This is a genomic window from Candidatus Ozemobacteraceae bacterium (assembly GCA_035373905.1).
Classification (GTDB): domain Bacteria; phylum Muiribacteriota; class Ozemobacteria; order Ozemobacterales; family Ozemobacteraceae; genus MWAR01.
In genome coordinates this window covers 19806-43113 of record DAOSOK010000016.1, presented here as the reverse complement: position 1 = coordinate 43113, position 23308 = coordinate 19806, and the positions used below count along the sequence as shown (strand labels likewise).

General features: G+C 60.8%; 21 protein-coding genes. 16 read left to right on the top strand and 5 right to left on the bottom strand.

The genetic code is table 11. The features are described from left to right. The first annotated feature begins 2 nt into the window (after positions 1 to 2). The 5 genes from PLU72_09585 (at position 3) to PLU72_09565 (ending at position 6087) form a co-directional block, all read left to right on the top strand. Complete coding sequence (locus tag PLU72_09585) at positions 3 to 2123, top strand: tetratricopeptide repeat protein (GenBank protein HOT28430.1); 2121 nt, start codon at positions 3 to 5, stop codon at positions 2121 to 2123. A gap of 287 nt (positions 2124 to 2410) precedes the next feature. Further along, positions 2411 to 4024, top strand: coding sequence for a hypothetical protein (locus tag PLU72_09580; GenBank protein HOT28429.1), 1614 nt, complete (start codon positions 2411 to 2413; stop codon positions 4022 to 4024). A gap of 9 nt (positions 4025 to 4033) precedes the next feature. Next, on the top strand, positions 4034 to 4693 hold the full coding sequence (locus tag PLU72_09575) for a MotA/TolQ/ExbB proton channel family protein (GenBank protein HOT28428.1): 660 nt from the start codon (positions 4034 to 4036) through the stop codon (positions 4691 to 4693). Next, positions 4674 to 5096, top strand: coding sequence for a biopolymer transporter ExbD (locus PLU72_09570; GenBank protein HOT28427.1), 423 nt, complete (start codon positions 4674 to 4676; stop codon positions 5094 to 5096). Before PLU72_09575 ends, PLU72_09570 begins: the two co-directional genes overlap by 20 nt. Next, positions 5083 to 6087, top strand: coding sequence for an energy transducer TonB (locus PLU72_09565; protein ID HOT28426.1), 1005 nt, complete (start codon positions 5083 to 5085; stop codon positions 6085 to 6087). The genes PLU72_09570 and PLU72_09565 overlap by 14 nt, the downstream gene beginning before the upstream one ends. A 70-nt stretch (positions 6088 to 6157) precedes the next feature. On the opposite strand, the gene PLU72_09560 is transcribed toward PLU72_09565, so the two are convergent. Beyond that, a complete protein-coding gene (locus PLU72_09560; protein HOT28425.1) occupies positions 6158 to 7501 on the bottom strand; it encodes a phospholipid carrier-dependent glycosyltransferase in 1344 nt (447 codons plus the stop codon). A gap of 402 nt (positions 7502 to 7903) precedes the next feature. Here PLU72_09560 and PLU72_09555 point away from each other — a divergent pair, with 402 nt between their 5' ends. From PLU72_09555 to PLU72_09525, 7 genes are all read left to right on the top strand, one after another. Next, positions 7904 to 8434 carry a peptidylprolyl isomerase gene (locus PLU72_09555; protein ID HOT28424.1) on the top strand — a complete coding sequence of 177 codons (531 nt, stop codon included), beginning with the start codon at positions 7904 to 7906 and terminating at the stop codon, positions 8432 to 8434. Between the two features lie 65 nt (positions 8435 to 8499). Further along, the gene (gene murB, locus PLU72_09550) at positions 8500 to 9420 is read left to right on the top strand and encodes a UDP-N-acetylmuramate dehydrogenase (protein HOT28423.1); all 921 of its coding nucleotides are present in this window, start codon (positions 8500 to 8502) and stop codon (positions 9418 to 9420) included. 120 nt (positions 9421 to 9540) lie between these two features. Beyond that, complete coding sequence (locus PLU72_09545) at positions 9541 to 10086, top strand: RNA polymerase sigma factor (protein HOT28422.1); 546 nt, start codon at positions 9541 to 9543, stop codon at positions 10084 to 10086. Beyond that, positions 10083 to 10634: a hypothetical protein gene (locus PLU72_09540; protein ID HOT28421.1), complete on the top strand. Its 552-nt coding sequence runs from the start codon at positions 10083 to 10085 to the stop codon at positions 10632 to 10634. Before PLU72_09545 ends, PLU72_09540 begins: the two co-directional genes overlap by 4 nt. Beyond that, complete coding sequence (locus PLU72_09535) at positions 10610 to 11272, top strand: tetratricopeptide repeat protein (protein ID HOT28420.1); 663 nt, start codon at positions 10610 to 10612, stop codon at positions 11270 to 11272. The genes PLU72_09540 and PLU72_09535 overlap by 25 nt, the downstream gene beginning before the upstream one ends. Positions 11273 to 11398: 126 nt before the next feature. After that, a complete protein-coding gene (locus PLU72_09530) occupies positions 11399 to 11629 on the top strand; it encodes a hypothetical protein (protein ID HOT28419.1) in 231 nt (76 codons plus the stop codon). A 14-nt stretch (positions 11630 to 11643) separates the two neighbouring features. Then, positions 11644 to 12657 carry an NAD-dependent epimerase/dehydratase family protein gene (locus tag PLU72_09525; protein HOT28418.1) on the top strand — a complete coding sequence of 338 codons (1014 nt, stop codon included), beginning with the start codon at positions 11644 to 11646 and terminating at the stop codon, positions 12655 to 12657. Here PLU72_09525 and PLU72_09520 read toward each other — a convergent pair whose 3' ends face one another. From PLU72_09520 to PLU72_09510, 3 genes are all read right to left on the bottom strand, one after another. After that, on the bottom strand, positions 12658 to 13674 hold the full coding sequence (locus PLU72_09520) for a metal-dependent hydrolase (GenBank protein HOT28417.1): 1017 nt from the start codon (positions 13672 to 13674) through the stop codon (positions 12658 to 12660). Positions 13675 to 13751: 77 nt separating this feature from the next. Continuing rightward, positions 13752 to 14183, bottom strand: a complete 432-nt coding sequence (locus PLU72_09515; GenBank protein ID HOT28416.1) for a hypothetical protein — start codon at positions 14181 to 14183, stop codon at positions 13752 to 13754. 34 nt (positions 14184 to 14217) lie between these two features. Next, the gene (locus PLU72_09510) at positions 14218 to 14706 is read right to left on the bottom strand and encodes a DUF1311 domain-containing protein (protein HOT28415.1); all 489 of its coding nucleotides are present in this window, start codon (positions 14704 to 14706) and stop codon (positions 14218 to 14220) included. A gap of 202 nt (positions 14707 to 14908) precedes the next feature. Here PLU72_09510 and PLU72_09505 point away from each other — a divergent pair, with 202 nt between their 5' ends. From PLU72_09505 to PLU72_09490, 4 genes are all read left to right on the top strand, one after another. Further along, on the top strand, positions 14909 to 15925 hold the full coding sequence (locus PLU72_09505) for a beta-ketoacyl-ACP synthase III (protein ID HOT28414.1): 1017 nt from the start codon (positions 14909 to 14911) through the stop codon (positions 15923 to 15925). Positions 15926 to 16058: 133 nt separating this feature from the next. Then, complete coding sequence (locus PLU72_09500) at positions 16059 to 19349, top strand: methylmalonyl-CoA mutase family protein (GenBank protein HOT28413.1); 3291 nt, start codon at positions 16059 to 16061, stop codon at positions 19347 to 19349. A 14-nt stretch (positions 19350 to 19363) separates the two neighbouring features. Continuing rightward, positions 19364 to 20263 carry an MBL fold metallo-hydrolase gene (locus tag PLU72_09495; GenBank protein HOT28412.1) on the top strand — a complete coding sequence of 300 codons (900 nt, stop codon included), beginning with the start codon at positions 19364 to 19366 and terminating at the stop codon, positions 20261 to 20263. A 208-nt stretch (positions 20264 to 20471) separates the two neighbouring features. Then, positions 20472 to 21995: a sodium:solute symporter gene (locus tag PLU72_09490; GenBank protein HOT28411.1), complete on the top strand. Its 1524-nt coding sequence runs from the start codon at positions 20472 to 20474 to the stop codon at positions 21993 to 21995. Between the two features lie 80 nt (positions 21996 to 22075). Here the strand turns inward: PLU72_09490 and PLU72_09485 are convergent, their stop codons facing one another. Next, positions 22076 to 23257, bottom strand: a complete 1182-nt coding sequence (locus tag PLU72_09485) for a molybdopterin molybdotransferase MoeA (protein ID HOT28410.1) — start codon at positions 23255 to 23257, stop codon at positions 22076 to 22078. Between the last annotated feature and the right edge of the window lie 51 nt (positions 23258 to 23308).

Sequence of the window (23308 nt, the reverse complement as noted above, 5' to 3'; positions counted from 1 at the left end):
CGATGACAATTGAACGAACACTGCGGAAACCGGCGTTTTTCCTGCTTCTTCTGATCTCCGTCTCTTCCTTTTCTGCAGTTCCGGCCTTCGCGGCCCCCGCACGGGATACCCCTGAAGCCGTCCAACAGTATAAATACGCCCTCGGCCTCATCCAGAGACAGTTGTACGAAGAGGCCGACCACGTTCTCGCGAAAATCAATTCCGATCCGACGCCGTTTTCGAACCGCGACGGGGCGCTGTTTTGGCAGGCCGAGTGCAACTACCGCCTGAAGAAATTCACGCCCGCGATCGCTCTGTACTCTCAGGTATTGAAAGACTACCCCCAGAGCTCTTTTTTCAACCGTGCGGCCTACGGCCTCGGTTGGGCGCACGCGCGGGACAACAACCCCAAGTCTGCGATCGAGGCCTTCGCCCGAGTCTCACCGAAGGACCGCGGCCTGTTCGTCGATTCGCGCCTCAAATCCGGCTTTCTGATGGTCAAATACGGCATGGATCAAGGCAAGGCCGCCGATCTGTATGAAGGGCTCCTGCTCGAAAAGGATCTCACCGACGCCCATCGTCAGGAAGCCCATCTCCAATCAGGCATCATCCGGTTCAATCAGAGTCTCTACGACGCGGCGATCACCCATTTCCGCGAAGCCCTGCCCTTGTCCGGAGCCGCGCAGAAGCCCGGAGTCATGTTCTACCTCGCCGAATCCTATTTCCGTCACAAGAATTTCCCGGAAGCGATCGTGCAGTATCAGGAGATCGCAACTGCGTCAGCCCCCAAGGAGATCAAGGACAAGGCGGCGTATTCCCTCGCCTGGTGCCACATCAAGAGCGGAAAGCCCGAATCCGCGGTCGACGTTCTCAAGCGACTCGCCGAAGATCCCACGGCCGTCGTCCGGAACGAGTCGGTCGAGAATCTCGTCGAACTGCTGATGAATCTTCACAGATACCGGGATGCCGCGGCCTGGATGAAAAAAGCGTCGGTCATCCTCGGCGACGAAAAAGCTCTTGAGATGCAGTATATGTACGGCCTCGCCCTCTCCCGTCTCGGCGAATTCAAGGACAGCCTCTCGGCCTTCCAGTCGTTCATCAAGGCGCATCCAAAACATCGCCGCAGCGAAGATGCCCGCTACCAGTGCGCCCTCGTGCGCATCTCGCTCGGCAACTTCCGCGAGGCCCTCGACGATCTGTCTCCCCTCCTCCGCCGCGAGACGCCCCCGGAACTTCGCGAAAAGGCGCTGTATCGTACGGGGGAGTGCTACTTCAACCTCGGCAACCTTGCCTCCGCGAAGGAGTCGTTCGAGCGCCTGATCAGGGATTATCCGCAGGGCGCTGCCCGGATGGACGCCCTGTTCCAGCTCGGTGAAATCGCCTACCAGACCGGTCTGCATGCGGACGCCCTCGAGGCGTTCACCACCATCGGAAAGGGGTCGAACGACCTCGCTTCCCAAGCGGCGTTCCGCGCCGGTGAGGTCTTGATGAAAGCCGGCCGGTATGCCGATGCGGTCGCACGGTTCGAGGAGTATCTGGTCCGGTTTCCGAAAGGGTCGCTTCGCGAGGACGCCCAGTTCAAGATCGGTCTCTGCCGTCTCGAGCTCAAGGACCCCGCCCAGGCCCTCGCCGCATTCTCGCAACTGCGCGAGTCTCAGGGCTATTTCCGACAGGAAGCCCGGTTCCAGATCGGCGAGATTTCGCGCGATCTCGGCAACTACCCCCTCGCCATTCAGCAGTATAAGGCGATTATCGCGGAAGAGCCGAATAATCCGATCACCGCCCGGGCACGGCGGGCGGTCGGGATCTGCCTTTTCCACATGAAGGATTTCGCCGGCGCCGAGGAGGCGTTCCGGTCGATTCTCAAGGACTACCCGGCTTCCGATGCGGCCATTCCCGAAACCCGCCTGTGGCTCGGGCGAACGCTCGTCTCGCTCGGCAAGATCGACGAAGGGATCATCGAGTTCCTCAACGTTCCCATCATGTATCCGAAATCCCCGCTCCATGCGGAGGCCTATGCGGAAGCGGCGCGCGGCTATGAAAAGCTTGGCCGTCGGGACAAGGCGCGCAGGATGTGGGGCGAGGTTCTTCGCGTGCAGCCGAACGGTCCCTTCGCTTCGGAGGCTGCCGCCTTCAAACCCTGATCGTTCGCGCCTTTCAGTCCGCCGCGCCTCGTTCGTTCGATGATGCGGCGTTTTCTTTCGGCCCGATCGCCGGTTCCTGATTTCAGCACGGTTCGAGCCGATTTCGGAGATCGGCTCTCGATATGCCTGGCGATGCGCGAGCGTTTTCACCCTTCGACAAGCCCTGAGAAAACGTGCGATTTTTTCGTTCTTTCAGGACACACGAATGCCTGTCCGGCCGGGCAGCTCATGCTTCTGCGTCAGAATGCCGATAGGGAATACAGAACATATGCCGTCCGGAGGTAAACATGCGCTGGTACACACTTGGAGCGTTGCTTGCAGTCATGGCCGTCTGCCCGCCGTGCGACGCGAAAGACACCTACGATCTCGGGCAGGTGCAAGTCGTCGGAAAAGACGCCCAGTCCGACGCGTTCGCTCCGAACCCGCAGGATATCGCTCTCTCCATGGGAGAAAAGAACACCCCCCTGCCCGACCTGCTTCCGGAACAGGCCGAGGCCGAAGCCCGTCCGCTCGTCGAAAAGCCGTTTCCGCCCGTCGCCGGCAAGGCGAAGACGGACGAAATGAGTCTGTCGGTCGGCCGGGGCGGTAGCGGGACATCCGAATACATCCTTCGGGGAAAAGGCACGTATAACGGATATGTCGGCGATCTTCGCCTGGACAGGTATGACCATGACGGGTTCAAGTCGTATGTGAACGACGACCGTACGAGTTTCCACGCAGCCGTGACCTCGATCGGGGAAGGCAGTTACGAAATGACCATGTTCGCCGACGTCGCGGGCGAAACGTTCGGTCAGCGCGGCACGTCGCTGCGGCCTACGCCGAACGCGAAGATCACGGACACCACGAAGGTGATCTCCGCCAAGGGTAACGCCACCCTGTCCGACGGCGCCTTTTTCCAGGCCTATGGGCGCCTGGAATCCTCGAGCCGCGAGGCGGGGAATTCGCTGATTTCCTACGCCGAGGAAGACTCGCTGTTCTCGAGCGAGATCGGCGCGGAATACCAGTCCGACCTTCGCCCAAACCTCAAGGGGAAAGCCGCCATCGGCCTGAAACAGGCGTCCTGGAGTCCCGAGAACGATGCCGAGCAGAAACTGACCGGCCGTTCGCTCGCCGTTTCCGGCGAGTTCGATTTCAAGGGCCGCTCATATCTCGAGCTGGGTCTCAAGTCGATGGGCCTGATGGGCCGCGACCGGACGGCGCCGTTTCTTCGATACGACTATCGGTGGGCGAAGCCCTGGCAGGTCGTGCTGAGTTACGACGAGTCGCTGGGAAACGACGATCTCGGCAGGATTTTCATGCCGCGCCGATACGTGATGACGAGCAACCTCATGGCTTCGCAGCGGAAGCGCAGTTCGGGCACCGTCAGCTACCGCTGGGAAAACGACAATTCGGTCGGCATGGAGGTGTTCTCGGAAAACGAATCGGACGCGATGGAATATATCGATAACTATATTCCCGGACGCGGATTCCTCGCATCGGCCTTCCGGTTCGTTCCGAACGCACGCCGGACGGGGGTTCGGTTCAAGGGCAGTTTCAAGCTCGACGATCATTTTTCCCTGCGCACCGCGACGACCTATCAGACGCCAAAAAATGACGACACGGGAGCGCGGCTGTCCTACGAGGCGAAGCGTCTTCTCGACATCAGTTTCGCCTATTCGGGCGGCAGGCTCGAAGGCGAGTTCTCGCGCCAGGCGATGATGGACCGGATCGCGTATGTTCCCGCGGCGTCCGTCGATGCGGGCGATTACAGCAGGTCGGATCTGACTCTGAAATACAGGTTTTCCCCGCGGTATCACGCGTACGTGAAGATCAAGGATCTTTACGACGAAGCGAAAAGCATCCGCTACGCGGTTCCGGAAGAGGGACGCGTTTCCCTGGCCGGCATCGAAGCGCACTTCTAGGAGGCAGCCATGTTCAGCAATCTCTTCATCGTCGACGTTTTCGTGAAAGGCGGCCCCGTGATGGTCCCGATCCTGCTGTGCAGCATCATCGGCGTCGCCGTCATGATCGAGCGGGCACGGTTCTATCTTCGTCACATGAACCGCGTCGATACGTTCATGGTTCACGTGCGGTCCGCTCTCGCCGAGCGGAACTACCTCGAAGCCGTCAGGCTGTGCCGCACCGAGAAGCATCCTCTCGCGAAGGTTATCGCAGCCGGCATCGACCGCCTCGACTTGCCGAAGGACGCGCTGCTCGACGTGATGAGACAGGAAGCACTCCGCCAGATGAAACATTTCGAGAAGAATACCGGCGTCCTCTCCACGATCGCCGCGATCAGCCCGCTGCTTGGCCTCACTGGGACCGTCACCGGTATGATCTCTTCGTTCAGCATCATTTCGACGATCGGCATCGGCGACCCGACGGCGCTCGCCGGCGGCATCTCGGAGGCGCTGTATACGACCGCCGCCGGCCTGTTCATCGGCATCCCCGCCCTCGTCGCGTTCAACTGGTGCGAGGGCCGCATCAAGGAGTTCGAGGAGCAGGTCGAGTATTACTCGCTCGATCTGGCGAACAACCTGTCCCTGGCATCTGCCGCCACGGAGGGAACCCGTGAAAAAGCTGCTGCCTGAACGGCGCCGGGAGAAACCCCAGATCGTCGTCACGAACCTGATCGACGTCATCCTGCTGCTCGTCTTCTTCTTCATGATCACGAGCTCGTTCGCCAAGGATGCGAAGAAACTTCCGGTCGAGCTTCCGAAAGCGTCGTCGGGGGTGGCCATCGAAGGCGAAACGCTGTCGTTCCAGGTCGACCGCGACGGCAACGTCATGCTCGCCGCTGCCGTCGTCGGTGATGAAGAGGTTTCGGCAAAGGTGGCGGAGTATGTTTCCGGCGACGTGAACAGGCCGATTCTCCTCGAGGCCGACGAGTCGGCCAACTACGGCCGCGTGGTGCAGGTCCTCGACCGGATTCGCACCGCCGGCGGAATCAACGTCGGACTTTCGACAAAGACCGTGACCAATGCCAAACGCTGACATCCAGACGCTGACGATCGACCCGAACGAGGGGACGGAAGAATACAAGGTATCGATTCTTCTGCATCTCGCGCTGCTGCTCTTCATGACCGCATGGATGGCATGGCGCGGCATGTTCGGCCCCGCGCTTCCGGTCGTTCATCAGGTCAGACTGGTCGGGCCGCTGATCGTCGCGCAGCCCGGATCGGGGAAAACGCCGCTCCCGACGCCGGCGTCCGCCCTTCGCAGCGGGACCAACAAAAAACTGTCCACGGGCCTGACCGGCCCCAGGCGCCCTTCCGCGCAGTCACGGAAAAAGCATTCGCCGGTCCTGAAAGGCCCCGTGACCACGAAGACGAAGACCAAAGTCGGGGAGCGGTTGAAGCCCGGCAAGGCCGATCCCGTCCAGGCGTCCGACGTGAAGCCGACCGTCGTGCAGGAAGGTCCGGAGCACTCTCGTGAACTGCGCCCGACGCTGAAAAATCCGAGTTTCGACGAAGTCAGCGTATTCTCGCCGGATCTTTCGGCTCCTTCGCCCGTCGCTCCTCCCATCGCCGGGCTCGATCTCGGAGACCCGATCGACACGCCGGAACCGGCTGAAGAACTGAGCGGCCCGCTCGAAAGCGGCCAGGGGAACGAGAAGTCTTCGCCCAGCGGCAATCCGGACGTCAGTGCGGTTCCGGGGGGCGGCGACGTTTCGATCGCCGGCATCGAGTCGCTTGGCGGAGGCGGCGAACGTCTCGAACCGCCAAGGGTCATTTCCCGCGTCGTCCCAGAGTATCCGGACTGGGCGAGGCGGCAGGGCGTTCACGGGCAAGCCGTCTACAAGGTTCTCATTCAGGAAGCGGGCACCGTCGGTGACGTCATTACGCTCAGTTCGACCATCGATCCCCGCCTCGCGATCGTCGGCTCGCAATCGCTCAGGCGCTGGCGCTTCACGCCGGTGCTGTTGAACGGAGAGCCGCGAGAAACGTGGGTCCAGATCACCGTCCAGTTCACCCTCAACGGCTGATCGTCGCACGAACGCTGAAGGCCGCCCGAAGAGTTCAGGGCGGCCTTCAACGTTCCTGATATATCGAACGCTATTGTTTCATCGGAAGAACGAGGATTCGCCCGTCTCCGAGCCAACTCGGGTAGCATTCGATGTTCACCTCACAAGGGCCGAACACGGCTTCGAGATTGAAAAACCGGTTCGCCTCCCAGAGGTTTTCCCACTTCCATCGGTTGCTGTTGATTTCGTCGGTGTTGATCACGCTGAAGTCGCACGACGGTGAAAGCTCGGTCGTAACGTTGGAGGAGCCGGGAGTTCGAATGCGTGCAAGGTCCCGGGCGATCATCGGGGACACAAAAAACTTTCGTTCCGGTCGGGAGACGATGAAATCGTCAAGGCGCCGGACTTGGTCGGTATTTCCTCTCCGGACGATGGTCTCCGCGGCATACCAGAGCCATGCGACATTCGCCGTGAAGCCGGCGAAGAGCATTCCAGCGAGGGCCATGCGTATGATACGGCCAGCAATCACCGTTTCGGCCCAGGCGAATACCAGGCTCATTCCCCTCGCCGTGATGAGGGCTGCGAATGGGATAAGCACGAGGAGATTTCGGACGATCATCGCCTCCTGACGGCTGAAAAACCAAAAATAGAATAGCGGAAATGATAGAAAGGCGATGACGAACCGTCCGCTCTCCTTTTTCAGGTCCCAGAGACCGAACGGAAAAAAGAGGGAGAAACAGACGGCTGCAACCGGAAAGGGGGAAAATACCACGCCGCCGAAATAGGTCAGAATACGGATTGCGTGGTCCAATCCGCTTCCGACGGAATACACGGCCGAATTGTGCGCGTAATAGTTGACGTGCCAGGCCAGTTCCCGAAAAAGCTGCTCGAAGTCCTTGACGAAACCGGGTGTTGTAAGAAGGAACACGGTGCAGAAAATGGACAAGACGGCGATCGTCTTTCCACCGCTGATACGCGATTGTTCGTCACCACCGTTCAAGGAGCATAACGTCAGGATCGACAGGGGGATGAGGAGGGCTCCTCCGGGATACTTCGTTCCACAGGCGAGTCCTCCCGCGACAGCGCACAGGAGAAGCCCCTTCTCACGACGAGCCGGCTGAAAGAAATACAGGCTCATTCCCACCAGGAAAAGGGCCGCCCATTGCGCCATCACGGCATCGGGAACGACCCATCTCGCGTGGTAGGCGTATTCGAACGATGAACCCATCAACGCCGCGGCGGCAAGGGCCTCCCAGGGGCCGCGCCGTGCGATGAACGCGGCAAGGAAAACCCAGGCTATCGAAAAGGAACAGATGACGATGAAAACGGATCGCACCCTGAGAAGAAACGGTTTCGATCCGGCGATCTCCACGAGGTGAGCCGATCCGCTTCCACCCCACCATGTCTTCACGGCGTCCGGCGCGAGACAGGCCATGGCGATATCCCACGTCATGGAGGGCCATATATAATCAAGTGGAAATACATACCCGTTCTCCGCGGAAAATGCGACGGAACGCATGATGCGAGGTTCATCCCAGTGTATTCCGAAATCCACCCCGCGCAACCCCGTCGCGATGAAAGAGAAAAAAACGAGGCTCAGGCAGATCCATGGAACGACTTTTCGAAGCGTATTCATCTGACCAAGATTTCACCATACCTGACTGATGAATTCAAGGGCGGGGATATATCGCAAGGTGCTCGTCATTCGATTGCACTCGTGTCCGGAGCAATCGAAAAGACACTCGATCACCCGTCACTTGTCGCTTTTCATATTCAAGGTTCTGATGTAGAATGCCTCGTCCGATTCGACAATATCTTTCTTGGAGGTCTCATCCAGATGTTGCGTTTTGCCGCACTCGGGTTCCTGTTTTTCGCCGCTACGACCGTGATGGCACAGGTTCCGGCCGACATCAAACTCGAAAAGGCCGACAATCCTCTCGTCAAGCTGACGACGGACGCCGGCGAGATCTGGATCGAACTGTTCCCCGATTCCGCCCCGAAACATGTCGAGAGTTTCCTGACCCTGATCGGAAAGGGATACTACAACGGCCTGTCGTTCCACCGCGTCGTTCCGGGCTTCGTCATCCAGGGCGGCTGCCCCAAGGGCGACGGCACCGGCGGCCCCGGCTACACGCTTCCCGCCGAATTCAACAGCAGGAAGCACGAGAAAGGCACGCTCGCCATGGCCCGCACGAGCGACCCCAACTCGGCCGGCAGCCAGTTTTATATCTGTCTCGATAGAATTCCCCATCTCGACGGCCAGTATACCGTTTTCGGCCGCGTCGTCAAGGGCAACGAGCTGCCCGAGAAGGTGAAGATGGGCGACAAGATGAAGATCGAGATCCTCCAGGGCCAGGCGCAAAAGTAAGAACCCTTATCCCTCCGGCACGTATCAGCCGATAGATGTATTGACTGATACTGCCGGAGGTTTGTATGGATGCATTGATGCTTGAACTCGAACGACGCCTTCAGAAGGACGTCCCGCTCGCGCCCTTCACGACCTTCCGCATCGGTGGCCCCGCCCAATTGTTTCTCGAAGCGAACGACGAAGCGGAACTTGCGGCGGCCGTTCGCCTGGCCCTTGCGAAGCGCATTCCATTTTTCCTGCTTGGCGGGGGCTCAAACCTCGTCATTTCCGACCAGGGCATCGAAGGTCTCGTGATCCGCAACCGTGCTCGCGAAGGGCACATCGTTGATGCAGCAGCCGGTCTGCTCACCGCGTCCACCGGACACACCCTCTGGGATGTCGTTCAACTTGCCCAGCGCAGCGGACTGACCGGTTTCGAAACGCTCGCGGGCATTCCCGGCTCCATCGGCGGCGCCTTGTATGGAAACGCGGGCGCCTACGGGAAATGCATCGGCGACCTGCTCGTCGCCGCGGACGTGCTCGACCCTTCGAACGGCGAGATCCATCGCGTCGATGCGTCGTTTTTCGAGTTCGGCTACCGCACCAGCGCGCTGAAGCGCAAACCGGGCATCGTCCTCCGCGCGACCTTCCGTCTGAGCCAGGGCGATCCGAAGGCGATCCTCGCCCAGATGGAGGACATTCTCGCCCAGCGCCATTCCAAGCATCCTCCGATCGAGGTCGGTTGTGCCGGCTCGTTCTTCAAGAATCTCGACCCGAATCCGGGAGAGGCCCGCAGGAGAGCCGCTGGAGAGGTCCTCGAAAAGGCCGGCGCGAAGGAAATGACGGTCGGCGGAGCGAGCGTCTATGCGAAGCATGCGAATTTCATCGTCAACTACGGCAAGGCGACCGCCGCCGACGTGCGTAACCTAGCTCTTCTGCTCAAGAGCAAAGTCATGGAAATGTTCGGCATTGAACTCCACGAAGAGGTCCTGTACGTCGGTCGCTGACCCCGGCTCATTCTTACGGCCGCCGCTTTTCGGCGGCTGTTTCGCTTTTCGGCGGGCATTCCGGCAAAAAACGTTTTCCGCACTGTAACCGTTTCCCCGATCGTCGTATCATAGATATCGATGAACGACGCCGAAGCGTTGGAACTCGCCCGCAAGGGCCGGCCCGAAGGTTTCCGCTCGATTTGGGAAACCTACGGCCGCTATCTTTACACCCTTGCATTCCGCCTTCTCCGCGACGGTCCGCTGGCCGAGGATGCCGTCCAGGAAGCCTTCACGGCGGCTTTCCGGTCGATCGGCGGCTTTCGCGGCGAGTCCCGCCTCAAGACGTGGCTGTACAGCATCCTCTATAGGTCCGTTCTCAGACTCCAGGAAAGGCGCCGCGGAAACGGCTGCTGCGACCTGCCCGACGAACTCCCTTCAGGTCGCAACCGGCATGCGGAACTCGAAACTAGGCTCGACGTCAGAACCGTTCTCGACCGTCTTCCGTCCAGGGATCGCGCGGTCCTCATCATGGCCTACTGGGACGACCTGACCTGCTCCGAAATCGCCGACGTCCTCTCGACGAACGAGAATCACGTCAAAATCCTTCTGTACCGTGCCCGCAACAGATTTGCCGGCATCTGGAACGGCAAGCCGCCCGTTGCGAAAGAGGAGACCTCATCATGAACAGGGATTGTGCCGAATTTCGCCGCCGGCTCGAATCGCCCGCAACCGGCCCCGACGACGAGGCATGGCATCACCTCGAAGTCTGTCCCAGGTGCGCCGCGTTTCTCGACCGTCATCTCGAGCCCCCCCCCGACGGGCTCGAGCATCCGGCATGGGAATGCCTGCCGTCCTCCCTCTCATATAATATCCTTCAAGATACAATGAGCCGCGGCGCTTCGGATTTCTGGCAGTATCTCCTCGCCGGGCTTTCCGGTTTCGCCCTTGCGGCGGTCGTTTTTTTGATCGTCATCCGGTCGGCTCCGATGCCGGCACTTCCGGAAGGCGCTCCCGTCATCGAGCAGTATTCCTTTCTCGAACCCGGCCTCGAGCAAGGCCCCGAAGCCCTTTCCGAATACACGTTCGTCGAAGAGATGCAGGAATTCTCACCGGCTGTAACCGACGGCGCCGATCCCGACTCTTACGATTGGAGTTTCCTCGAACCGAGTCCACATTTTTCGTTCCTCGAGAACGACAAGGAGGCTTTATGGGAAGATCTGTCAAATGGTTGAGCGGTATCGTCCTCGTATTCGTCCTCGCGTTGAGCGGCATGGCGTGGTCTCAGGAACCGCCTCCCGGGGAAGGTCCGGAGATGATGGGCCAGGGTGGTCCCGGCATGGGGCCGGGTGGTCCCGGCATGGGGCCGGGTGGTCCCGGCATGGGGCCGGGTGGTCCCGGCATGGGGCCGGGCGGTCCCGGGATGGGGCCTCGCGGCATGCGTGAGCAAATGGATCCCGAGACCCATAAGAAACTCGCAGCACTCCGCATGACGTCCGAAGCGCACAAGAAACTCGCCGACCTGTATATCGAACAGGGCAAAAGCGATGAAGCCGTCGTACAGCTCAAGAAAATTCTCGAACTGGCCAACTCGGTGACCGACGAGAAAGCGAAGCGCAAGGTATCCGATCAGATCGGCCGCGTCTACATCGAGATCGCACAGATCTATCTCAAAAACAATAAAATAGCCGAGGCGGAGGCAATCCTGAACGAGGGTGTCGAGAAAACGAAGAACGACAACCCCGAAACCGCTTCCCGCATGGTTCTGACGCTCGGCGACATGTTCCGCAAGGCCGGCAAGACGGCCGAAGCCGAAAAGGCCTTCCAGCGAGTCATCGAGCTCAACGCCGCCGCGAAGGCCGATCAGAAGTAATCGCCCACTTCGTTCGACGGTTCCGGACCTGTGTCCGGAACCGTTTTTCATCTTCCGGCAACTCGACCTGAATCGACACGGATACCGTGTGGTATGATAGCGTCACTTCCCTCACGGAGGCTTCGTATGCCCACAGGCTCCGCACCGGCCCGTTCGAAGAAGAAGTCCGACTACTCCGCAGAGACCCTCTGCCGCCAGCTTCACGCCCTGTTCGATCTTCTCGACAGGCGGCGCAACGAGATTCTCGCAGACCCCGCCTACAATCCCGACAACGACGAACTCGTTCTCGAAATGGATCGCATCGTCAGGCGCATCGCGCTCATCCGCGAGTGCTTCGAAGAGTTCTGCCCGAGCTGAAGGTGGACGGACGCATGGAAAAACAGTCGATTCTCGTGACCGGCGGGGCCGGCTTCATCGGATCGCACGTGGCCCGTCATCTCATCGCGGCCGGGCACGACGTGGTCGTCGTGGACGACCTTTCGGGCGGCTTCGAAGATAACGTGCCGGCGGGGGCCCGGTTCATCGCGGGGGATGCGGGCGACTCGGGCCTCATCGAGAGACTGTTCGAAGACCATGCCTTCACCTGCATTTTTCATCTCGCGGCGTATGCGGCAGAGGGGCTTTCGCATTTCATCCGCTGCTTCAATTACACGAACAACCTGCTTGCGAGCGTCACGCTGATCAACGCCGCCGTCCGGCACGGCGTGAGGTGTTTCGTCTTCACGAGCTCGATCGCGGTGTATGGCCGCAACCAGCTTCCCATGACGGAAGAACTCGTTCCCCAGCCTGAAGACCCCTACGGCATCGCAAAATACGCGGTGGAGCTCGACCTGCGGGCGGCGCATGAGATGTTCGGCCTCGACTGGATCGTTTTCCGACCCCACAACGTCTACGGCGTGAACCAGAATCTCGGGGATCCCTACCGGAACGTGATCGGGATCTTCATGAACCAGATCATGCAGGGGAAGCCGCTGACGATCTTCGGCGACGGATCTCAGACCCGAGCGTTCAGCCATATTGACGACGTCGCTCCCATTATAGCGAGAAGTATAGATGTTCCGTCGGCCCGCAACCAGGTGTTCAACGTCGGCGCCGACCGGCCGGTCTCCGTGAACGATCTCGCCCTGGCCGTCATGAATGCGATGGGCACCCGCGTCGAGATCCGCCATCTTCCCGCCCGGAACGAAGTCGTCCACGCCTTCGCCTCCCACGAAAAAGTGCGTGAGGCGTTCGGACTCACCGACGACCCGGTTTCGCTCGAGGCCGGCCTTGCCGGCATGTCGGAATGGGCAAAAGCCGTCGGCGCGCGGGCGGGAAAACCGTTCGAAGGCGTCGAGATCGAGAAGAGCCTGCCGCCCTCGTGGAAGTCACTGACGAAAGGCTGATCAGGGCTTCGCGTGTTTTCCCGAGGCCGGCGTTCCCCGGCCGTCCCGGCTCATTTCGTCGATCACCTTCAGCGGCGAATCCCCCAGCCTGACAAACTCGGCCGGGCGCCCGGCGCGGGGGCGGATTCCCCAGAGCGGCCTGAAGGCCCCGGCGTTCAGCGAATACCGCATGTCGCTGATGATGCCGTCCGTCCCCGGTGCCACGGCGACGAACCCATCGGCGAAGTCGGAGAATTTCGCCACGTCGGCGCGCATCTGCGCATCGAACGAGGGATCCCCTTCTGACGGTAGGCGGTAGAGGGGCACCGTCGAAGAATCGCCCGAGACGGCCTGGCCGAAAAACGGAGTCTCGACCGAGTCGGCGACCAGGGTGTCGCCGGTGCGATAGATCGAACGCCAACGGGTGATGCTGAACAGCATCGGCGTCACCCGGCCGTGCGTGACGACGTGGCCGCGCTTGGCCGCCATCGTCTTTTGGAGTTCGAGCGCCTTGTCGCGTTGGCTCCAGCCGAGCGTCAGCCAGCCGACGGCGAGAAGCGTGGCAATGACCGCCGCGAGCGGCCGCGCCGGCCGAAAACTCCACACCAGCCCTGCAAAAAAGACGGCGATGAGGATCGGATCGCAGATCGATATGACGTCGAACGCGTGGCGACGGCCAGAAAACGGCCAGAACAGGAGCGTCCCGTAGCTCGTGCAGACGTCCATGAAGAGATGCGCCAGATACAATGTCAAAGCGACTCCCCAGAGCCGTCGCCATCGCTCCCGCTCGTCCTTCCAGAACAGGAACGGGAGCACGCAGACGAGAGCGCCTGCGGGCGCGAAAAAGACGCTGTGCGTGAAATGCCGGTGCAGCAGCATCCCGTCCAGCGGCCCTTCTCCGAGCGACCGGAATAGGACGTCGATGTCGGGAAACGTGCCTGCAATGACGCCGAGAAGCAGCCCCCGGCGCTGATCGACGTCGGCAAAAACGGCCCGGACGAGGGCGGCGCTCATGATCGTATGCGTAACGGGATCCATATATATGCTATGATGTATTTATGACTTTATGATACTTTCGCTGCGCCGAACGTTTTTTGAACGCCCGACCGATCGGATCAGAACGGAATGCTCCGAAGAATATACCACGCCTCGCCAAAAATCGTCCCTTTCGGTAAAACCCATTCGATCGTGAGGCCGGCATGGTAGAAAAAGCCCAGGAAGTGGATCATCGACACCACCGCCAGAATCCACAGGGCGAAGCGGAGAATGATCATGAAAGTCATGTAGCGGCCCCAGAACGCGAGAAAACTTCCGGCCACACCGATTGTGCCGACGTACAGCATGAAATTCGCGAACAGGCTCAAGGGATTGATCACCAGCATCTTGAACCGTGCCGGATCCCACCAGAGCCAATAGTAGGGATACCCGTAAATCGAGATCAGCGGCCCGTCCTCGATCTGCAGCGAGGCTTTGACCGTCAGCCAGCAGAACGCGATGATCCCCAGGGCGAGACCGAAATCCACTTTGTACTGCAGTTTTCCCGTCATTTTTCATCACCTCTCGCGGCCCGGCGGCCGTGGCTCACATGCCGAGTATCTCGATCGATTGCACGAGTTCCAGCGCCCGCGCCCTGACCAGCTCCATCCGCGCAGCGACACTCATCGGGATGAACATCGAGCCGTCCTTCCCGCCATAGAGGCGGTCGGTCCGCCTGAATTCCGCATCGCGGAAGGCAATCCAGGCTCTCTGGGCATCCTTGAGCGCCTTGCGGTCTTCCTCGCCGAGTTTTGCGGAAAGCGTCTTGTAGGCTCTGTTCAGCTCGGCATCCCAGAGCTCGATCCCGCGTTCGAACGCCTGCATCTGCCCGGCCGTCGAAGGGTCTTTTTCGAGGAGAGCGTAAATCTCGCGGTCGATCGGATGAGCTTGCCGCGTATCGGCGGTCCCGGTTGCAAATGCGGCTGCGGCGCGGGGTTGCCCGGTAAGCAGGTCAGGAACGTCCGGCTGAGCGGTTCCCGGAACTGCCGTGAAGAGCGCGAAACAAACCAGACACGGGACTAACGGGTGTCTCATGAGAACCGATCCTCCGCCCCAATCTTTTACGAGTATTGTACTATGGTTTGTCGATTTTTTCATCCCGCTTCACGCCGTTCCCGTCAGGGTGATAACCGGTCGTGGAGGACGTCTTGACTTTGATGTCTCGTTCAAGTAGATTCAGACACCTTTTTTCCCTCGATTCCACCCTTGGAAGAGACCATCCTACAGGAGCACCGACATGCGTACCCTTCGGCAGGCCACCGTCATAGGAACCGGAATGTATCTTCCGGAAAAGCGACTTACGAATTTCGACCTCGAGAAGATGGTCGACACGACGGACGAGTGGATCGTCACCCGCTCGGGCATTCGTGAGCGCAGGCTTGTCGAACCGGGTCAGAAAACCTCCGACATCGCGATTCACGCCGCCGAGATGGCCCTCCGCAACAGCGGTATCAGGCCCGATCAGATCGGAGCCGTGCTTCTCGCCACCTTCACCCCCGACCGGCCGATCTCCGCGACATCGGCGGTCATCGCGCACAAACTGGGTTGCAAAAACGCCGCCGCGTGCGACATCGAGGTCGCCTGCTCGGGATTCGTCTACACGGCGACGATCGGCGCAAACTTCATCGCGACGGGCATGTATGACTACGTTCTCGTCATCGGGGCGGACATCCTGTCGAAGGTGATCGATTTCACCGACCGCAACACCTGCGTCCTGTTCGGCGACGGCGCCGGAGCGATGGTTCTCGGCCCCGCGAAGAACGAGCGGGAAGGCATCTTCGACGCCCTCCTGGGAGCCGACGGCGGCGGTTCCGAACACATCACCATTCCGGCGGGCGGCACCGAACTGCCGACATCAGCCGAGACTGTCGAGAAGCGTCAGCATTACGTCAAGATCAACGGGAAGGACGTGTTCAAGTTCTCGACCCGCATCGTCGGCGACATGATCGAACAGGTTCTCAGTCGGAACAACCTGACGCTCGACGACGTCAAGCTTATCATCCCTCACCAGGCCAATATCCGGATCATCGAGTCGGCGGCCGGCCGGTTCAACTGCCCGCTGGACAAGTTCTTCGTCAACCTTGACAAATACGGTAACACCGTCGCCGCGACGATCCCGATCTGTCTCCACGAAGCCCTTCAGGCCGGCCGCATCAAGGAAGGCGACCTCGTCCTGTTCGCCGGGTTCGGCGGCGGACTCAGCTGGGGCACCCTGGCCCTTCGCTGGGGTTCCTACCAACCCCCGGCGGCCTGAGAGCGGTGCCCAGGCGGTCGGCCGCCCGGGTTCCGTGCAGCGCGGGACGATGCGTCAACGGTCGCTGCGGCCAAAGGAGTATTCTTTCTGATATAATATTCCATCGTCATATTCTTCATCGTTGAGGAACGCCATGAGCGACAAGAGCATTTACAAGCCCCGGAACCAGGTCCGGATCGTCACCGCCACATCTCTCTTCGACGGCCACGACGTCGCCGTGAACATCATGCGTCGTCTACTCCAGCAGGGCGGCGCCGAGGTGATTCACCTCGGCCACAACCGCAGTGTCCGCGAGATCATCGATGCGGCCGTCCAGGAAGACGTCCATGCGGTGGCGGTCAGTTCCTACCAGGGCGGTCACATGGAGTTCTTCAAATACCTGCGCGCGTGCGCCGACGAGGCGGGCCGGAAAGACCTTCTGATCTTCGGCGGCGGCGGCGGCGTCATCCTTCCGCAGGAAGCCGAAGAACTCCACGCGGTCGGCGTCACGCGCATCTACTCCCCGGAGGACGGCCGTAAAATGGGCCTCCAGGGGATGATCTCCGACATCCTCGAGCGGTGCGACCACGCGTTCTCCGCCTGGCCGAAAGAACTCGGAACCGGTCCCGTCAAGGCCGATGAACCGATCCGTCTCGCGCGAGCGCTCACCCTCCTCGAAACGTCGCGCACGGCGCTTCCGAAGAAGATCCTGGAACAACTCGAGAAGGGCCGCCGCGCAACGACGCTCGAGAGCGCCGGCGCGAATCACGTGGGCAAACCGCCCCTCGTGCTCGGCGTGACGGGCCCTGGCGGGGCCGGCAAGAGCAGCCTCACCGACGAGCTGATCCGGCGCTTCCGTCTTGAGTATCCCGACCGCCGCTACTGCGTGTTCAGCATCGACCCGTCGAAGAAGAAAACCGGCGGCGCCCTGCTCGGCGACCGTATCCGCATGAATGCGATCGATCACCCGCATGTGTTCATGCGCAGTCTCGCCACCAGGCAGAGCGGAAGCGAATTGTCAGACGCCATCGCCGACTCGGTCAGCCTCGCCCGCGCCGCCGGCTTCGACCTGATCGTCGTCGAGACGAGCGGCATCGGCCAGGGCGACACGGGCATCCTCGGCATCGCCGACGTGGCCCTGTATGTGATGACCAGCGAGTTCGGCGCCCCCATGCAGCTCGAGAAGATCGACATGCTCGATTTCGCCGACCTGATTGCGATCAACAAGTTCGACCGGCGCGGTTCCGAGGACGCCTGGCGCGATGTCTGCCGCCAGCTTCGCCGCACCAGATACGAGGGCAAATATATCGAGCCCGAAACGATGCCGGTGTTTGGCACCATGGCAAGCGCCTGGAACGACGACGGCGCGAACGGCCTGTATCGCGAACTCCAGGCCGTGTTGAATCGCCGCGGCGGCGTCGATGCCTGGCAGCCTCTTGTCGAACTCAAATGCGCCCGACGCACGAGTAATATCGCTCCGATCATACCGCAGAATCGCACGAACTATCTTGCCGAGATTGCCAACGCCGTCCGTTCCTACCACGAGGAAACCGCGTGCGAGGCGCTCGCCGCGAAACAGGCGCACGCATGCGAGACCGCTCTCGGCCTCGTGAGCGGCGAAGAGACGCGCGATGAGCTTCGCCGGCAGCGCGACGAGGCGTGGGGCAAGCTTCCCCCGCGCATGCAGAGCGCCCTGCTGACATGGCCCGAGACGGCGGCGAATTACCGTGGCGAGGTGTTCCGCTACGCCGTCCGCGGGAAAACCTTCGAGGTGCCGACGCACACGGTGTCTCTGTCGGGGTTGAAGATTCCCCGCGTCGCGATTCCCGACACCGACGATTACGCAACACTCGTGAAGTTCATTCGCGAGGAGAACGTGCCCGGCTCGTTCCCTTACACCGCAGGCGTTTTCCCGTTCAGGCGCGCCGATGAAGACCCCAAGCGGCAGTTCGCCGGTGAAGGCGGGCCGAAGCGAACCAACAGGCGGTTCCATTTCCTGACCGCAAACGACCCGGCCAAGCGCCTGTCTACGGCGTTCGACAGCGTCACCCTCTACGGCCAGGACCCGCAGGAACGGCCCGACGTGTTCGGCAAGGTCGGCGAGAGCGGCGTCAGCATCGCCACGATCGAGGACATGCGCGATCTGTTCGCCGGGTTCGATCTGTGCGACCCGAACACCAGCGTCAGCATGACCATCAACGGCCCCGCGCCGATCATGCTGGCATTCTATCTGTCGAACGCCGTCAACCAGCAGGTTTCGAAGGCCGAAGCGGCGAAGGGCTCGCCGCTGACCGCGGAAGAAAGAGCGAAGGTCCGCGCCGACACGCTGAAGACCGTTCGCGGCACGGTCCAGGCCGACATCCTGAAGGAAGATCAGGCTCAGAACACCTGCATTTTCTCGATCGACTTCGCGCTCAAGATGCTCGGCGACATCCAGGAGTTCTTCATCAGGAACGAAGTCAGGAACTACTATTCGATCAGCATCTCCGGCTATCACATCGCCGAGGCCGGCGCGAACCCGATCTCCCAGCTCGCGTTCACGCTGGCGAACGGCTTTTCGTTCGTCGAGTATTACCTGAGCCGCGGCATGAAGATCGACGACTTCGCCCCGAATCTCTCGTTCTTCTTCAGCAACGGCATGGATCCCGAGTATTCGGTCATCGGCCGGGTCGCGCGGCGCATCTGGGCGATCGCGATGCGCAACCGCTACCATGCGAACGAGCGGTCACAGAAGCTGAAATACCACTGCCAGACGAGCGGTAGATCGCTGCACGCCCAGGAGATCCAGTTCAACGACATCCGCACCACTCTCCAGGCACTGCTCGCCGTCAACGAGAACGCGAATTCTCTGCACACGAACGCCTACGACGAGGCGATCACGACGCCGACCGAAGAGAGCGTTCGCCGCAGCATGGCGATCCAGCTGATCATCAACCGCGAGTATGGCATGGCGAAGAACGAGAACCCGACGCAGGGAAGTTACTTCGTCGAGTGGCTGACCGACGAGGTCGAGAAGGCCGTGCTTGCCGAGTTCGACCGCATCAACTCGCGCGGAGGCGTCCTGGGGGCGATGGAAACCCAATATCAGCGGGCGAAGATCCAGGACGAGAGCATGCACTACGAGATGCTCAAACATACCGGAGAACTGCCGATCATCGGTGTGAACACCTATCTGAATCCGCAGCAGGACGAACTCGGCGGGAAGGTCGAGATCCAACTCGCCCGCGCGACGGCGGACGAGAAGAGCGAGCAGCTCGGCCGCGTCGACGGCTTCAAGCGGAAGCATGCGAAGAAGTGCGACGAAGCCCTGAGCCGTCTGCGTGACGTCGTCCTCGCCGGCGGGAACATCTTCGAAGAGTTGTTGAATACTGTAAACTATGCCACACTCGGCCAGATTACCGAGACGCTGTTCACGGTCGGCGGCCAGTATCGCCGTTCGGTCTGACGAACGGAACGAACATGCCGAAAATCACGTTTCTGACCGGCCTCGAAGGCAACCGTCAGCGGCTCGACGGCGGAGCGATGTTCGGGAACGCGCCGCGAGAGATGTGGAAGAATTGGTCGAAGCCCGATGAATGCAACCGTATCGACCTTGCCTGCCGTTCGCTCCTCGCGAAAACCGACGACAACCGGACCGTCCTGTTCGAAGCAGGCATCGGGGCGTTTTTCGATCCGAAGATGAAGGAACGGTTCGGCGTCAACCCGGCTCACCACATGCTTCTCGCGAGCCTGTTCACCGCCGGCATTCGCGAGGAGGATATCGACGCCGTCGTACTCTCTCACCTCCATTTCGACCATGCGGGCGGCATGCTGTCGGCGTTCGAAGACGGAGAACCCCGTCTGCTGTTCCCGAACGCGCGATATTATATCGGTGAAAAGCAATGGCGGCGCGCCCGTACACCGCATGCCCGGGACCGCGCCTCGTTCGTTCCGGTCCTGAACGATCTTCTCGAGAAGTCCGGCCGCGTGACGCTCATCCCCGACTCGGGCGAGTCGGATCTCGCCCCGCTCGTCCACTTCACGATCTCTGACGGCCATACGCCGGGCATGTTGATCTCGTGGATCGAAGCTCCCGCCGCCCCACTCGCCTTCGTCGCCGACCTGATCCCCGGAGCCGCCTGGGTCCTGCCGACGATTTCGATGGGGTACGACCGGTTTCCCGAGCTTCTCCTCGAAGAAAAACAGTCGTTATTGAACGCCGTCGCCCGGCGGGACGGGTATCTCTTCTTCACTCACGATCCGCAAATGCCGTTCTCCCGCCTCCGCCTCGACGCGAAAGGTCGCTTCGCCGCCGTTCCCGCCTGCCCCGCGGAACTCCTCGCCTCCCCCCTTTCGGTGACAGAAACCGCAAACCGCTGACTTTCACCCCCTTTTTCGGACGCCCATACGCGGGGCTCCGGAATGCCTCCGGATCACCCGCGATGTCCTCCGTCCACCTCCTGCCCAGGCATTTTCACGCGATCCGCCCGCGCGATACTGCACTGCACAAATTTTTATTGCTTTTTCGCTGCGGATATGGCATCATCTATTTTGCAAAGCAATCACACAGAGTTTTTCGGGAGGGAACATGGGACACTCTAGCATCGTTTTCATCGGTCTTTCGCTGTATGTTGCCGTCACCTTGTATCTGACGGTCCGTGGCATGCGCCGCACAAAAGATCTCTCGAGTTTTACCGTCGGCACCGGCGACATCGGCCCTGTCTGGATCGGCCTTTCGCTCACCGCCCAGCTGACGAGCGTCGCAACGTTCGTGGTCAACCCCGGCCTCGTCTATAACTACGGATTGTCCGCCCTCCTCGGATACGGGCTTGCAGCAGGCGCGGGCATCATGCTCGGACTGGTCATCCTTTCCAACAGGTTTCGCATGGTCGGCAGCAAGGTGAAGGCACTGACGATTCCCCAGTGGATCGGAGCCCGATACGAATCCACGGGGCTTCGAGTCTTTTTTGCGCTGCTTTCCCTCTCGCTCATGAGCTTCATCGTGCTCATCGCTGTCGCCCTTGCGCTCACCCTGGGATCTCTCCTTCAGGTCCAGGGCGTATCGGCTCTGTCCTGGCTGGTCGTCGCCGTCATGGTGTTCGTCTTCAGCTACACCCTTATCGGCGGCGCCAACACATCGACCTACACAAACGCCCTGCAGGCGGTCATCATGCTGGTCGTCGCCCTGATCCTGATCGGAAGCGGCCTGCCCCTCTTATGGAAAGAAGGAGGACTCCTGGCGGCCATCGGCAACATCGATCCGCAGCTGACCGGGTTGACGAATCCGGCCTCTCTCTATTTCCGGAACGTCTTCGAGGTGTTCGTCTGCAACTTCCTGGTCGGGCTCGCCATCGTCTGCCAGCCGCATATTCTCGCCAAATCGCTGATGCTCAAGAACGACATTCAGGTGAAGAAGTATCTTGCGACCGCCGTCGTTGCCGGCACCGTCTTTCTCTCCGTCCTCGTCGTCGGTCTCTATGCCCGCGCCACGCTGACCCAGGTCGTCACCATGGACAAGGTGGTTCCCTCCTATATCGCCGCGAATTTTTCGAGTCCCGTCCAGGTGCTGATCGCCATTGGTCTGCTCTGCGCCGGCATATCGACCCTCGAAGGTCTCCTCCTGGCATTGTCCGCCATCTTTTCATCGGATTTGTATCTTGCCCTTCGCACGCCCGTCCCCGGCGAAGATCCGGAAACGGTCTCCCGCCGGGCGCTCGCCTTCGGCCGGACGGCTCTCGTCATCGCCGGCATCGCGAGCGTCGGGATGGCCTGGTATCAGCTTCGGAATCCGACGGGAGGCTCGGTGGCCATCTTCGCTCAGTATGGCGTCTATCTGCTGTTCACCGCAACGTTCCTTCCAATCTGCTGCGGCCTCTTTTTTCCCAAGGCGAGCAGATGGCTCGTGACGACCGGCATCATCGCCTCGGTGTTCGGATACGCTCTTCCCGCTACGGCTCGCGCCATGGGCGTTGACGCTTCCATTCTGACACTCGCCAACAATCCGGCAGTTCTTGCGACCTTCGGCATTCTGGCCGGCTGGACCGTCGTCGGACTCGGTCTCCTCGTCCCCGAACCGCAGGGGGAACTCGCTCCGGCCCCGACCGCTGAATAACCTCCCGCCTTCAGTGAATCGATGCGGTGACGATCGTCACCGCATTTTTCATCGCTTTTTCACGGGAACTGCCGTTGCCATTACCGGGGAATCGTCTGTATCTGTATCCGCTCCCCCGCCTCCAGAGAAATGCCGCCGGGAGGAGTTACAATCAGTCCCTCAACATCGACCATCGTGCTGATGTGAGCCGGACCGTGATACGGGAGCGGTTCGACGAGATCGGGAGCCAGGAATCGAACCGGAATGCAGGCCTGCCGTTTCGCCCCATCACGTTTCAGCGGTGCCGCCACGCGGGCCTCGACGACCAGCGGCCGGTATGCATGTCCCATCATCCTGAAGATGAATGGCTTCACGAGCAGTTCGAACATCACATACGAAGCGACGGGATTTCCGGGCAGGCCGCAGCAGAAGACCGAATCGCATTTCCCAAACAACGTCGGGCGGCCGGGTTGTATGCCGACGCTCTTGTACACGATCTCGAAGCCGAGCTTGCCGAGAATTCCCGGCACAAGGTCATACTCGCCCGTCGAGACGCCGCCGCTCACGACGATCAGGTCGGATGACGACATCGCGCGTCGAAAGGCCTCGGTCATCATCGCTTCATCATCCGCGAGGATCCCGCCGTTCCGGGGAAGGGCTCCTGCGCTTCTGATTTGTGCGGCAAGCTGGCCACCATTGCTGTTGCGGATCTGGGCGGCTCCGGGTTTCACATGCGGCTCGACAAGCTCGCTTCCGGTGGAGAACAGCGTCACTCGCGGCCGACACGCCACCAGAGGACGTGTCGACCCGACGGTCGCCAAGACGGCGATATGGGTCGGGGAGATGCGGTCGCCGCGCCGGAGAACGATATCACCGGCGCGAACATCCTCCCCCCGGAAGCAGATATTTTGCGCTGCGTCAACTTTCACGATCCGTATGCGGTTCCCAACCCGCTCGACGTGCTCCTGCATGACGATCGTTTCCGCCCCTTCAGGCACGGGCGCGCCCGTGAAAATGCGGGCGCAGGTTCCGGGACGGATTTCCCGTCCCGGCTGACAACCGGCGGGTATCTCGTCGATCACCGTCAGCCCGTCGAGACCGAGATCCTCGCGACGACATGCATAGCCGTCCATGGCCGACTTGTTGAATGGCGGCATGTCGACGTCCGACACGATATCCTCCGCCAGGATCCGCCCATCCGCATCATCAAGCCCGACGCGTTCGACGGCCGTGCGGCCGGCGCTCGTCAGCATCAACCGCTTCGCATCTTCATACTTGATCATATATATGTAATGGTATTTGCAATCGAGCCCCGTCAGGCGGCGTCACCGAAT